This window comes from Oxalicibacterium faecigallinarum (assembly GCF_014635705.1).
GTDB lineage: Bacteria > Pseudomonadota > Gammaproteobacteria > Burkholderiales > Burkholderiaceae_D > Oxalicibacterium > Oxalicibacterium faecigallinarum.
Genome location: NZ_BMDI01000003.1, coordinates 180,842 through 194,533 on the forward strand (window position 1 = coordinate 180,842; position 13,692 = coordinate 194,533).

Below are 13,692 nucleotides of genomic sequence, written 5' to 3' on the forward strand. Positions count from 1 at the left end.
GTGGTGCGGTTTGATGTTTCTTTGTATCTAAATTTGAAAATGCTAATCAAGCGGATTCTGAATCATCTCAACGTTGCAGGTTGAATGCAGCTTTACCCCACCTCGCAGCTTGCAAGCTACTCGGATTCGTATGGCGCAAAGCGATGCTTTGCGAAACCCCACACTCATCCCGGGAAGTTTTCCGGTGTCTTGGCCGCCGCGCGTGCCGTCACACTGGAAATGATGTTGCGACGTACCAGATCAGTCAGGTTGCTATCCAGCGTCTGCATGCCAACATTGGAGCCGGTCTGGATCGCCGAATACATCTGCGCAATCTTGGCTTCACGGATCAGGTTGCGAATCGCCGGCGTGCCCAACATGATCTCGTGTGCCGCCACGCGGCTGGTACCGTCTTTCGTCTTGAGCAAGGTTTGCGAAATGACGGCCTGCAAGGATTCGGACAGCATTGCACGCACCATTTCCTTTTCGTCACCGGGGAAAACGTCGATGATACGATCGATGGTCTTGGCGGCCGAGGAGGTGTGCAGGGTGCCGAATACAAGGTGACCGGTTTCTGCCGCAGTCAGTGCCAGACGAATCGTTTCCAGATCGCGCAATTCGCCAACCAGCACCACGTCCGGATCTTCACGCAGCGCCGAGCGCAGGGCGTTCTCGAACGAGTGCGTATGCGGGCCGACTTCCCGTTGGTTGATCAGGCATTTCTTGGAGTCGTGCACAAACTCGATCGGGTCTTCGATCGTCAGGATGTGTGCGTATTCGTTTTCATTGACGTGATTGACCATGGCCGCCAGCGTGGTCGATTTGCCGGAACCGGTCGGACCGGTCACCAGTACCAGACCACGCGGCTTGAGTGCCAGTTCGGCAAAGATCTTGGGCGCGTTCAGCTCTTCCAGACTCAGGATTTTGGAAGGAATGGTACGCAGCACCGCGGCAGCACCGCGATCCTGATTGAAGGCATTGACACGAAAACGGGCAAGACCGGGAATTGCAAATGAAAAATCCACTTCCAGACGTTCTTCATATGCCTTGCGCTGGCCATCGTTCATGATGTCGTAAATCATGCCGTGCACATCCTTGTGCTCCATCGGCGGCAGATTGATACGGCGTACGTCGCCGTTGACGCGAATCATGGGAGGCAGGCCGGACGAAAGGTGCAGATCGGAGGCTTTGTTCTTCACCGAGAACGCGAGTAATTCGGAAATGTCCATTTATAATTCCTGAGCCTGCGATGAATACAAAAAGCACATGACGACGACTTGTCGTTTTCGCTAGCCGCAACCAACTGCACAATCCGGCGAAATATTGCCCTGAAGAACTTTGATTATGTCTGTAATACGCCAGAACTTGCAAGCCGTGCAGCGCCGTATCGGCGAGGCTGCAGACAATGCGCAACGCCCTGCCAATAGTATTGCACTGCTGGCGGTTTCCAAAACCTTTGGGGCTGATGCCGTGATCGACGCGGCATCGACAGGGCAACGTGCATTTGGTGAAAACTATCTGCAGGAAGCGCTGGATAAAATGACAAGCGTGCAGACCGAACGACCCGATTTGAAGCTGGAATGGCATTTCATCGGTCCGATTCAAAGCAATAAGACGCGACCGATCGCAACGCACTTCGATTGGGTGCATGCCGTGGATCGCGAAAAGATCGCGCAACGCCTGTCAGATCAGCGTCCGATCGATATGCCGCCGTTGAATGTGTGTCTGCAGGTCAATATCAGTGGTGAAGCAAGTAAAAGCGGGTTGTCGCCGGATGACGTGCCCGAGGTTGCGCGTCGCGTCGCCGCCATGCCACGGTTGCGACTGCGTGGACTGATGGCGATTCCGGAAGCAACGGATGATCCTCAGCAGCAGCGCGTGCCGTTCCGACAGATGCACGATCTGTTCAGTCGTTTGCAGGCAGAAGGGTTGCCGATCGATACCTTGTCGATGGGCATGTCGGGCGATCTTGATGCGGCGATCGCCGAAGGTGCGACCATCGTACGCATCGGTTCAGCCATTTTTGGAGCAAGGGACTATGCAAAACAATAATTTGAAAATCAGCTTTATCGGTGGCGGCAACATGGCTGCGGCTTTGATCGGCGGTCTTGCGGACAAACTGACGGCCGCGTCCAATATCCATGTGATCGATATCCATGTCGATTCCATCCAGCGCCTGCAGCAACAGTTCGGTGTCTCGATCAGTGGTGATATCGATGCGACGATTGCCGACAGCGATGTCATCGTGCTGGCAGTCAAGCCGCAGCAGATGAAAGGCGTGGTTGCGCAAGTCCTGCCGCATATCGGAACGCAACTGGTGTTGTCGATTGCTGCCGGCATTCGTGCCAGCGATCTGTCACGCTGGCTTGGCGGACATGGCGCGATTGTGCGCACGATGCCGAATACGCCCGCGCTGATTGGCAAGGGCGTGACAGGCATGGTCGCGACAACGGGCGTGAGTGCCGAGCAGCGCACCGCTGCAGATGCGATTCTGCGTGCGGTTGGCGAGACCGTCTGGCTGGATGACGAAGCGTTGATCGATCCGGTCACAGCCGTTTCCGGCAGCGGTCCTGCCTATGTCTTTTACTTCCTGGAAGCGATGCAGCAAGCCGCGCAGGAAATGGGTTTGACGGCAGAGCAAGGCAATGCACTCGCCATATCGACGTTTGTTGGCGCGGCAGAGCTGGCGGCAAAATCGGATGATCCTGTGTCCGTCTTGCGTGAACGCGTCACGTCCAAGGGGGGGACCACGTACGCCGCATTGAGCAGTATGGAAGACAGCGGCGTCAAGGAAGCAATTGTGAGAGCGATGAAAGCTGCAGCTGCCCGAGGAAAAGCGTTAGGTGAGGAGTTTGGCAAAGATTGATTGCTGGTGAGAGGTCACGTGTGCGGCCACATGATCTCATCGGCATTGCCACAGGCCTCGAACAAAGGTCTGCTGAATAGATAGCCTTGCATCAGGCGCACACCCATTTGTGCCAGACATTTCGCCTCTTCCTGTGTTTCCACACCTTCGGCGATCATGACAATCTTCATTTCGTCGAGCATGCGAATAACCGCACGCGCGATGCTTTGGCGCGCCGGACTTTGATCAATCCGTCGCACCAGATCCATGTCGAGTTTGACGATGTCCGGTTGAAAATTCGCTAGCAGATTCAGTCCCGCAAATCCTGCGCCGAAATCATCGATTGCAGTCAAAAAGCCGATACGCTGATATTCACGCAGAATCTCGGTGAGCCGCAGGCCATCTTCAACACGTTCACCTTCCACCGCTTCAAATATCAATCGATTGATAGGGAAGTCATGCGTGCGTGCTGCTTCCAGAGTCGAGCGTATGCATAGCTCCGGCTGATAGATCGCATTCGGTAAAAAATTGATCGACAACATCGATGGCATTTGCAATGCAGCAGCCGTCTTGATGGCCTTGATACGGCATGCCTGATCAAAGCGATACCGGTTTGCGTCCGTCACCTGTTCCAGCACGCTGTACGCAGATTCGCCATTCGGCCCGCGTACCAATGCTTCGTGTGCGTAGACCGAGCGCGATGCAATGTTGACGATAGGCTGGTAGGCATAACTGAAGCTGAACGGCAGTTTGACGCTCTCGCTGCAGCCAGCGCAGCCGGTCTTGATATCAGCGGGGAAAAAAGTGGTCGAATTCAGCATGAAAACATTCTATCTGCATGCCGCTGCATAACCGCGCTGTGTCACAACATTTCACGCTTGTGACACGTAGAGGAAGGTGTTGCGTGGGACTCTTCTTACAAAGATTCGCGAACACGTCCGATAGAAGGGATTTTTAAGGATTGTTTATTGTTTGCTTGCCGCCCGCTGGAGGCGGTCTTGTCATCATTAAAAAGGAGATTCCTATGCAAACCATTCGCAATTTCCGTCACGCTCGTGTTTTAGGATTGGCTGCTGCAATCGCTTTGGGCGGCATGAGCACTGGTGCCATCGCAGATCAGGTGTCGGCTGCACAGGCAGGAAAGCTTGCTGCCGCTGCCCAAGGTGCGCCACTCAATGCAACCGAACGCCAAATGCTCACGCGTGCAGCGCAAGCCAATATGGCAGAAGTGGCTGCTGCCGAACTGGCCAAGACCAAATCCAGCAATGAGAACGTGCTGAAATTCGCGCAACAAATGATCAAGGATCATTCGCATGCCTTAAAGGAAATCACCGCGGTGGCAGAAAAATATGATGTTCGCATGCCGAAGGATGCGGGCCGCAGTCATGCCAATGCACTCAAGAAAATGAACCAGCTGAGCGCGGACGAATTTGATCGCCAGTATCTGTCGCAAGCGGGTGTGCAGGAACACAAGGACACAAAACAGCTGGTGGAGAACCTGCGCAATTCCAGCAATCCGGAATTGAAAGCCTTGGGTGAAAAGCTGACGCCCGTCATCGAAGCGCATCTGAAGATGGCAAATGATCTGAGCTGATCCTTCCGATTGCTCATGCGTGCCGCTGCTCATTCGTGATGAATGGCAGCGGCATTTTCATGTGTCGACCGCACCGCGACTGACATTGTCGCCATCATGTTTTTTCAGCGACCAGAACGATAACGACGATAGAATCGTCAGGCCACCCAGCGTCAGGAAGGCATGATGCAAGGCGCCCGTGATGGCTACCCGATCCGATTGCGGCAAATCGCCCAGATACCATCCTGCCAGAATCGATGCGAATGCCAAGCCGAAACTGACGGATAACTGTTGCAAGGAACTGGCAATGGTACTGGCCATGCTGGCCTGTTCGGCTGCAACATCGGCATAAGCCATCGAATTCATGCTCGAGAATTGCAGCGAATTGAAGAAGCCCTGCGCCAGACTGATGGCAACGATCCAGCCAATCGCCGTACCGTCATTGACGGTGGCGTACAGGCTGATGGTCAGGCCGATCATGACGGTATTCACGATCAGGACCTTGCGATAGCCAAACGTGCGCAGCACGCGGATCGAAATCACTTTCATGAACATGGCCGCAGCGGCAGAAGGCATCATCAGCAAGCCGGCCTGCCATGCGGGAAGGCCCAGGCCGATCTGATACAGCAACGGTAGCAGGAAAGGCATGCCGCCCAGTCCAAAGCGGGTCAGGAATCCGCCGGCAACCGCCACACGGAAAGTACGAATTCTGAACAGGCCCAGTTGCAGCAAAGGCGTCAGATGATGACGTGCATGCCATGCATACGCTGCCAGCAGACTGAGTGACAGTACAAAGAGAACGCCGAGTGACGTGGCATCGAGATAGTGTTCGCCAAAAATTTCCAGTATCCACGACAGCAACGCGATACCGCTGCCGAACAAAACCAGTCCGATGACATCCAGACGAGAGGCATGTTCGGATCGGTAATCCGGCATGTGGCGCACGATCATCCACAACGCGATGATGCCGATGGGTACGTTGACCAGAAAGATGAATTGCCAGGGCAGCCAGTGCACGATCAGACCACCAATGGTCGGGCCGAGCAGAGGACCGATCAGTGCCGGAATGATCACGAAGTTCATGGCAGCCAGTAGTTCGGACTTCGGAAAAGTGCGGACGATGGCCAGTCGCCCGACCGGCAGCATCATGGCAGCACCGATACCTTGCAGGATGCGTGCGGCAACCAGCATCGGCACGCTGCTCGCCATGGCGCACAGCAGGCAGGAAAAGGTAAAGATGGCTACCGCGGAGCCAAACACGCGTCGTGTGCCAAATCGATCCGCCATCCAGCCACTGACTGGAATGCCGACCGCAAGGCTCAGTACATAGCTACTGACAACCGCCTTCAGACTCAGTGGCGTAACGTTGAGACTGTGCGCGATCGCAGGCACTGCCGTGTTGAGGATGGTGGTGTTGAGGTTTTCCATGAACAGGGCAAGCGCAACCAGCCAGGGCAGATAACGTCTGATTGCTTGGTTGTCCATGTCGTGCGAATTCCTCGTGATAAAGAAAGATGGCGGATCAATGATCCGCCATGAAGAAGAGAGCATACTCCGTCATAAAAATTCGGCTGGCAATCACATTTTTGGTTGTCCGTTGGACGCTGTCAATCCACCGTCGACGGGTAGATTGACGCCGGTAACGAACACGGCATCCTCACTGGCCAGAAAGGCGATGACGGAGGCAATCTCCGAAGGCTGTGCGCCACGCCCCAGTGGAATGCGTTCGTAAAATTTCTTCAGTAATGCCTCATCGTCCTGCATGTCGGCAGTCATGTCCGTCAGCGTAAAGCTTGGGCAAACGGCATTCACGCGGATGCCTTGCGGTGCGTAGTCCATTGCCAGTACACGGGTCAGATTGACGACCGCACCTTTGGAGGCGTTGTAGGCGGTCATGCCCCAATCACCGCCAAGCCCGGAGACCGAGGCGACATTGACGATGCAGCCACGCGTTTTCTCCAGATGCGGGATGGCAGCCTTGGCGCCAAAGAATACGCCATTGACGTTGGTCGCCTGTACGCGCTGCCATTCTTCGATGCTCAGATCGGCAGCCTTACCTTCGGCAAAGGTGCCGGCATCGCTGACCAGTATGTCGAGTTTGCCAAAACGATCGATCGCAAAATCAATCAGCGCTTCGACCTCGGTGTAGATGGAAACATCGGTGGCTTTGACTGCCGTGCGCTCGGCCGGCAGGCTGGCAGCGATTTTCTCCAGCTTGGACAAGGTGCGGCCAGCCAGTACAACGGAAGCGCCTTCGTCTGAAAAACGGCGAGCGGTCGCTTCGCCGATACCCGAGCCGGCACCAGTCACGATGACGACTTTGTTAGAGAAACGTTGCATGACAGTCTCCTTCTCATAGGTTGGAGACTGAGTGATTCTGATTCGACGACTTGGTTCAGGCTGAAAACGGTTTTGACATGCGTAATGTGCGTTGTCTCACCTCAGGCAAGTCACGTGCGCAACAAATAGTCGAGGAAGACGCCCGCAAAGATGGCGGCACCGAGCCAGTTGTTGTGCCGGAATGCCTTGAAGCAGCCCTCGCGTCCGCGATCACGAATCAGAAAGTAGTGATAAACCGCGCAGGCACTGGCGATCAACATCCCCGCCACAAACCATGTGCGTAGTCCGAATTGCCAGCCAATGATCAGGATGATGGCAAAGCTGACGGCATAGCACAGCATCACGGCCGCGACATCAAAGCGACCGAAGGTGATGGCAGACGTCTTCATGCCGATTTTCAGATCATCGTCACGATCCACCATTGCATATTCCGTGTCATAGGCGATGGCCCAGAAGATATTGGCAAGCAGCAGCCACCATGCTTCCGGCGGCACGCTGTTCTGCACTGCCGCAAAACCCATCGGGATGCCAAAGCCGAAAGCAATCCCGAGATACGCTTGCGGAATCGCAAAGAAACGTTTGAAGTAAGGATAGGTGCCGGCAATGATGACGGCGGCAACCGATAACTGCTTGGTCAGCGCATTCAGCGGCAGGATGAGCAGGAACGCAGTAATGGACAATACCGCGGCAACGATCAGTGCCTCGCGGGGACGAATCTTGCCGCTTGTGATCGGGCGATCGACTGTCCGTTTTACATGCCTGTCGAAATCGCGATCAGCATAATCATTGATCGCGCAGCCGGCCGAGCGCATCAGGATGGTGCCGAGCGTAAAGATAAACAATAGCGATGCATCAGGGACGCCATCGGAGGCCATCCACAATGCCCACAAGGTTGGCCAGAGCAGCAGAACGATGCCAATCGGTTTGTCGAGACGGATCAGTTTGAAATACAGGTGAAGACGATTCATGCCACGGTTTGATGAAGATGTGCGTTGGTCGCTCGGAAAATCGGATGTCAGGATTCGGACGACGGTTCATCCGGCAGCATTGTGACGCCATTCAGGTCGCAAGACAGCAATGCCTGGCGTACGGCTTCGATCGCTGCACCACGCGTAAAACTTTTGCGCCATGCAATCACGACACGGCGTGACGGTGCCGGGTCGGTAAAGGGCAGGTAACGCAGCATGCCTTCGCTTGTGTGCATGTCCGGTACCGAACCGCGCGGCAGGACGGTAATGCCGATGCCCGAGGCAACCATGTGACGGATGGTTTCCAGCGAAGAGCCTTCAAAGGTGCGCGCGATGCCGTCACCGGATGTCGAAAAGCGCGATACTTCCGGGCAGACTTCGAGCACCTGATCGCGGAAGCAATGTCCGTTGCCAAGCAGCAGCATGGTTTCGGATTTCAATTCGTCGCTGTTGATGTGGTCACGCGACGCCCATTCGTGATGTTCGGGTACGGCGACCACGAACGGTTCGTCATACACAGGCTGCACGACCAGTCCCTGATCATTGAAGGGCAGGGCAACGATGATGGCATCGAGCTCACCCTGACGCAGCAGCTCCACCAGCTTCACGGTGAAATTCTCCTGCAGAACCAGAGGCATTTGCGGCACCCGATCAATCAGCGTTTTGACGAGGGGCGGCAATAAATACGGCGCAATTGTATAAATGATACCGAGGCGGAACGGGCCGACCAGCGGGTCCTTGTTCTGCTTGGCGAGTTCCTTGATGGCGGCGGTTTGTTCGAGCACACGCTCTGCCTGCAGGACGATCTGCGCGCCAAGCGGCGTGGTCGAAATCTCGCTGCCACCACGTTCAAAGATGCTGATGCCCAGTTCATCTTCCAGTTTCTTGATGGCGACCGACAGCGTAGGTTGCGCAACGAAACAGGCTTCTGCGGCGCGACCAAAATGCTTTTCGCGTGCCACTGCAACGATGTACTTGAGTTCGGTAAGCGTCATGAGAAATCCAGACTGAGAGAAATCAGAAGCCGGTCAAAGGCTGATAAAAATAGTGACAGCCAGGAAGCACCCATTCTATACCTTCAGATATTCTTCGCGCGCGCCGAGCCAGCGTGCCAGATGCGCATCGACTGCTGCAGGGTCGTGGCGCAGTAGGCGTTGTGCGGCATCGCGTGCACGTTCGACCAGCCATTGATCCGTTTCCAGATCGGCAAAGCGCAGCATCGCCTGCCCGGACTGCCGTGCGCCCAGAAACTCGCCGGGGCCGCGCAATTCGAGATCGCGACGAGCTATTTCAAAACCATCGGTCGATTCGCGCATGATGGCGAGACGTTGCTTGGCAATCTGCCCGAGTGGCGATTGATACAGCAACAGACAAACGCTGGCTGCAGAGCCGCGCCCGACGCGGCCGCGTAACTGGTGGAGTTGCGACAGGCCAAAACGCTCCGCATGCTCGATTACCATCAATGAGGCATTGGGCACGTCAACACCGACTTCAATCACGGTGGTGGCGACCAGCAGATGAATCTCGCCACGTGAGAATCCATCCATCACTGCCTGCTTTTCTGCCGGCTTCATGCGACCGTGCACCAGTCCAACCCGCAGATCAGGCAAGGCGGCGGACAGGGTCGCATGCGTGTCCGTTGCCGTTTGCAGTTGCAGTGCTTCGGATTCTTCAATCAGCGGGCAGACCCAGTAGATTTGTCGTCCCTCCAGCGCAGCGGCATGCACACGTTCGATCACTTCGTCACGGCGATTCTGGTCGATTACACGCGTGACGATCGGTGTGCGACCGGGGGGCAGTTCATCGATGACCGAGACTTCCAGATCGGCGTAGTACGTCATTGCCAGCGTGCGCGGGATCGGTGTGGCCGACATCATCAGTTGATGGGGCACGGTGGCGACCGGTTTCTTGCTTGCGCCTGCAGCCGCACCCTTGTTGCGCAACGTCAGGCGTTGGCCCACGCCGAAGCGATGCTGCTCATCGACGATCACGAGCCCGAGTTTGGAAAATTGCACATCTTCCTGAATCAAGGCATGCGTACCGATGATCAATTGTGCTTCGCCGGATTCGATCAGGGCTTTTGCGTCAACTTTCTCTTTCTTTTTCAGACTGCCGGTCAGCCAGACGACACGAATGCCGAGCGGCTCCATCCATCCGGCAATCTTGCGGAAATGCTGGTCGGCCAGAATTTCTGTTGGGGCCATCAACACGGCCTGGTAGCCGCTGTCGATGGCTTGTGCGGCAGCAAGTGCCGACACCACAGTCTTGCCACTGCCGACATCCCCCTGCAACAGGCGTTGCATGGGGAAGGATTGCTGCACATCTTCCCGGATTTCTGCCAAGACGCGTTGCTGTGCCGCTGTGAGTTTGAAAGGCAGTTGTGCGAGAAAGGCTTTGGACAATGCACCGATTTTCTTCAGGGCCGGTGCCCCTTTTTCACGGCGTGCGTCCTGCGCGCGCTTCATCGAAAGCTGCTGTGCCAAGAGCTCATCAAATTTCACACGTACCCATGCATCGTGCGAGCGGTCGATCAAGGCGCTTTCATCGACGTCAGGTGGGGGATTGTGCAGCAGGCGAACGGCAGGTTCGAAAGGCATCAAGTCCAGCGAGGTACGCATTGCTTCGGGCAGCGTGTCGTCCCAGACGATGCGGCTCATGGCAGTCGCGATTGTTTTACGCAGCAGGGTTTGCGACAAACCTTCTCCCGCCGGATAAACCGGCGTGAGCGCATCAGGCAGCGGTGCGTCCTGATTGACCATCTTGTACGACGGATGCACCATCTCTGCGCCAAAAAATCCATGCCGTACTTCGCCACGTGCACGCACCCGATTGCCTTCGGCCAGTTGCTTGACCTGACTGCCGTAAAAATTGAGAAAGCGCATCGTCAGCGGGCCGCTGTCATCCGCAATCGTGACGATCAGCTGGCGGCGCGGGCGGAATGCGACTTCGCATGAGGTGACCACCCCTTCCACTTGCACGGGATGACCCGCACGCATGCCGGCGTCACTGATGCGGCAAAGTTGGGTCTCGTCTTCGTAGCGTGCCGGCAGATGCAGCACCTTGTCCATATCGGTACGCAGGCCGAGGCGTATCAGTTTGTCTTCAAGCTTGGCGGCCGTGCTGTTGCCAGCGGTTTTGCTGGTTGCGGACGCAGTCTTGCCTGCCGGTTGGGCGGCGATTTCAGTGGTGCGGCGCGAAGAAGAGACAGACTTTGTTCTGGGAGCAGGCATATCGGGCCGAAAACGGGCGACAGAGCGTAAAATAGCGGGTTTTGCAAAGTGCGGTCGCCGAGGCGTATTGCTGTTATGGATATCGTGACGAATCGATAACAAAACACAGGCGACTGAACATTATGGCAACGATAGCAGGTCTGTCGCAACCGTTCTTCATCTTACCCGAGCATGTATTCCCTTTCCGATTTCGATTTCGATTTGCCGCCGGAACTGATTGCACAAACGCCGCTGGCCGAGCGTAGTGCATCGCGCCTGCTGCATGTCGATGGCGAGCAGCAACACGACCGCGCCTTTGCAGAGATCGTCGATCTGCTGCAGGCCGGTGATTTGCTGGTATTCAACGACACGCGCGTTCTCAAAGCACGCTTCTTCGGCGTCAAGGAAACCGGCGGCAAGGTGGAGGTCATGGTCGAGCGCGTGATCGATGCGCGTAATGTGCATGCCCAAATCCGTGCATCCAAATCGCCGACGGCCGGCATGAAGATTCGGCTGGCTGATGCCTTCGATGTCGTCGTCGGCCAGCGCGCGGGCGAGTTTTACGAATTGCAGTTTCCTGATGATGTGTTTGAGCTGATCGAGGCACATGGACGTTTGCCGTTGCCGCCATATATCGAACACGACGCGGATGCGTTTGATGAGACCCGTTATCAAACCGTCTACGCAAAGAATCCCGGTGCGGTTGCCGCACCGACCGCCGGCCTGCATTTCGATGACGCGTTGCTGGCAAAACTGAAGGCAAAAGGCGTCCGGTTTGCTTATGTGACGCTGCATGTCGGCGCAGGGACCTTCCAGCCTGTGCGGAGTGAGAATCTGGCCGAGCACAATATGCACAGCGAGTGGTACACGATTGCGCAGGAAACCGTGGATGCGGTGCAGGCAGCCCAAGCCGCCGGTCGTGACGTGATCGCAGTGGGCACCACGAGTCTGCGTGCGCTGGAATCGGCGTCGCAAAGCGGTGTGTTGCAGGCTGGCAGTGCCGATACGCGCCTGTTCATCACACCCGGCTATACCTTCAAGACGGTGTCGCGTCTGATCACCAATTTCCATTTGCCGAAATCGACCCTGCTGATGCTGGTATCGGCACTGGCCGGCTATGACACCATCCGTGCTGCGTACGCGCATGCGATTGCCCAGCGTTACCGTTTCTTCAGTTACGGCGATGCGATGTTCCTGACGACGAAACGATGATGACCAAGCAATGCTGAACTACAAATTACTCAAAACCGATGGCAAGGCACGTCGGGGCCAACTGACGCTCAATCACGGCACAGTGGAAACGCCGATTTTCATGCCGGTCGGCACGTATGGGTCGGTCAAGGCGATGTCGCCGCTGGAACTGAAGGAAATCAATGCGCAGATCATTCTTGGCAATACCTTCCATCTGTGGTTGCGTCCGGGCAATGACATCATGGCCAAGTTTGGCGGTCTGCATGATTTCATGGGTTGGGATAAGCCGATTCTGACCGACTCCGGCGGTTTTCAGGTGTTTTCGCTGGGTGCGATGCGCAAGATCACGGAAGAGGGCGTGCATTTCAATTCGCCGATCAATGGCGACAAGCTGTTTCTGTCGCCGGAAGTGTCGATGCAGATTCAGCGCATCCTCAATTCCGACATCGTGATGCAGTTTGACGAATGCACGCCGTATCAGATCGATGGCCGGCCGGCGACAGTGGAGGAGGCGGCCAAGTCCATGCGCATGTCCTTACGCTGGGCCAAGCGTTCGCTCGATGAGTTCAACCGCGAAGAAAATCCGAATGCCCTGTTCGGCATCGTGCAGGGCGGCATGTTTGAAATCTTGCGCGACGAATCACTGGCCGGGCTGGAAGAATTGAATTTCCATGGCGTGGCCATCGGCGGTCTGTCGGTCGGCGAGCCGAAGGAAGACATGATGCGTGTGCTGGAACACGTCGGCCCACGTCTGCCTGCCGACAAGCCGCACTATCTGATGGGCGTCGGTACGCCGGAAGATCTGGTGGCCGGGGTGTCCAACGGCATCGATATGTTCGATTGCGTGATGCCGACCCGCAATGCGCGCAATGGCTGGTTGTTCACGCGCTTTGGTGACATCAAGATCAAGAATGCGCGCTACAAGGAAGACAAGGCGCCGCTGGACGAAACCTGTGGTTGTTATGCCTGCCGCAATTTCTCGCGTGCCTATCTGCATCATTTGCACCGCACCGGCGAAATTCTCGGCGCGCGTCTCAATACGATCCACAATCTGCACTATTACCTGGATCTGATGCAGCAGATGCGCGATGCCATTGATGCGGGGACCTTCCAGCAGTTTGTCATCCAGTTTCACGCGGATAGGGTGCGCAGCACCTGAGTTTTCCGCAGGGAAAAACAGGGCGGATCGACCGGACGCCCTGCGATGCTAGAATAGCCGGTCATTTAATCAACAATCTGGAGCATTTCTCGTGTTTATTTCCAACGCATATGCAGCTGCGCCAGGTGGCGCGATGGGCGGTTTGATGCAGTTCGTGCCGATCATCCTGATGTTTGTGGTGTTGTATTTCCTGATGATTCGCCCACAAATGAAACGCCAGAAAGAACACAAAGCCATGGTTGAAGCCGTCACCCGCGGCGACGAAGTCGTGACGTCCGGCGGTATCCTCGGCAAGGTCAACAAAGTGTCCGACGTCTACCTGTCGATCGAAGTGCAGGATGGTACCGAAATCATCATCCAGAAAAGTGCGGTAACGACGCTGCTGCCAAAAGGCACCATCAAGTCGCTGTAAGAAAATCAACCCCACC

At 56.0% G+C, this 13,692-nt stretch carries 13 protein-coding genes; 6 read left to right on the plus strand and 7 right to left on the minus strand.

The features are described from left to right. Positions 1 to 164: 164 nt before the first annotated feature. On the minus strand, positions 165 to 1,208 hold the full coding sequence (locus IEV29_RS14345; protein WP_188382009.1) for a type IV pilus twitching motility protein PilT: 1,044 nt from the start codon (positions 1,206 to 1,208) through the stop codon (positions 165 to 167). Positions 1,209 to 1,323: 115 nt separating this feature from the next. On the opposite strand from IEV29_RS14345, the gene IEV29_RS14350 reads away from it, so the two are divergent. Together IEV29_RS14350 and proC are read left to right on the plus strand one after the other, a co-directional pair. After that, the gene (locus IEV29_RS14350) at positions 1,324 to 2,031 is read left to right on the plus strand and encodes a YggS family pyridoxal phosphate-dependent enzyme (protein ID WP_188382010.1); all 708 of its coding nucleotides are present in this window, start codon (positions 1,324 to 1,326) and stop codon (positions 2,029 to 2,031) included. Then, a complete protein-coding gene (gene proC, locus IEV29_RS14355) occupies positions 2,018 to 2,845 on the plus strand; it encodes a pyrroline-5-carboxylate reductase (protein ID WP_188382011.1) in 828 nt (275 codons plus the stop codon). Before IEV29_RS14350 ends, proC begins: the two co-directional genes overlap by 14 nt. A 14-nt stretch (positions 2,846 to 2,859) precedes the next feature. On the opposite strand, the gene IEV29_RS14360 is transcribed toward proC, so the two are convergent. Next, a complete protein-coding gene (locus IEV29_RS14360) occupies positions 2,860 to 3,645 on the minus strand; it encodes an EAL domain-containing protein (RefSeq protein ID WP_188382012.1) in 786 nt (261 codons plus the stop codon). 203 nt (positions 3,646 to 3,848) lie between these two features. Here IEV29_RS14360 and IEV29_RS14365 point away from each other — a divergent pair, with 203 nt between their 5' ends. Next, positions 3,849 to 4,418 (plus strand): DUF4142 domain-containing protein, encoded by a 570-nt coding sequence (locus IEV29_RS14365; protein WP_188382013.1) that lies wholly within the window; start codon positions 3,849 to 3,851, stop codon positions 4,416 to 4,418. Between the two features lie 57 nt (positions 4,419 to 4,475). Here IEV29_RS14365 and IEV29_RS14370 read toward each other — a convergent pair whose 3' ends face one another. From IEV29_RS14370 to recG, 5 genes are all read right to left on the minus strand, one after another. Beyond that, positions 4,476 to 5,882, minus strand: a complete 1,407-nt coding sequence (locus IEV29_RS14370; RefSeq protein WP_188382014.1) for a DHA2 family efflux MFS transporter permease subunit — start codon at positions 5,880 to 5,882, stop codon at positions 4,476 to 4,478. Between the two features lie 93 nt (positions 5,883 to 5,975). Next, entirely contained in the window at positions 5,976 to 6,737 is a 762-nt protein-coding gene (budC, locus tag IEV29_RS14375) for a meso-2,3-butanediol dehydrogenase (RefSeq protein ID WP_188382015.1), read from the minus strand. A 110-nt stretch (positions 6,738 to 6,847) separates the two neighbouring features. Further along, entirely contained in the window at positions 6,848 to 7,705 is an 858-nt protein-coding gene (gene ubiA, locus IEV29_RS14380) for a 4-hydroxybenzoate octaprenyltransferase (protein WP_188382016.1), read from the minus strand. Between the two features lie 47 nt (positions 7,706 to 7,752). Then, positions 7,753 to 8,700, minus strand: coding sequence for a hydrogen peroxide-inducible genes activator (locus IEV29_RS14385; RefSeq protein WP_188382017.1), 948 nt, complete (start codon positions 8,698 to 8,700; stop codon positions 7,753 to 7,755). Between the two features lie 75 nt (positions 8,701 to 8,775). Then, entirely contained in the window at positions 8,776 to 10,935 is a 2,160-nt protein-coding gene (gene recG, locus IEV29_RS14390; RefSeq protein WP_188382018.1) for an ATP-dependent DNA helicase RecG, read from the minus strand. Positions 10,936 to 11,106: 171 nt separating this feature from the next. On the opposite strand from recG, the gene queA reads away from it, so the two are divergent. The 3 genes from queA to yajC all read left to right on the plus strand — a co-directional run bounded on the left by queA (position 11,107) and on the right by yajC (position 13,676). Next, on the plus strand, positions 11,107 to 12,126 hold the full coding sequence (gene queA / locus IEV29_RS14395) for a tRNA preQ1(34) S-adenosylmethionine ribosyltransferase-isomerase QueA (RefSeq protein WP_188382019.1): 1,020 nt from the start codon (positions 11,107 to 11,109) through the stop codon (positions 12,124 to 12,126). A 10-nt stretch (positions 12,127 to 12,136) separates the two neighbouring features. Then, entirely contained in the window at positions 12,137 to 13,264 is a 1,128-nt protein-coding gene (gene tgt / locus IEV29_RS14400) for a tRNA guanosine(34) transglycosylase Tgt (RefSeq protein WP_188382020.1), read from the plus strand. Positions 13,265 to 13,397: 133 nt separating this feature from the next. Then, positions 13,398 to 13,676: a preprotein translocase subunit YajC gene (gene yajC, locus IEV29_RS14405; RefSeq protein WP_229726437.1), complete on the plus strand. Its 279-nt coding sequence runs from the start codon at positions 13,398 to 13,400 to the stop codon at positions 13,674 to 13,676. The last annotated feature ends 16 nt before the right edge of the window (positions 13,677 to 13,692 follow it).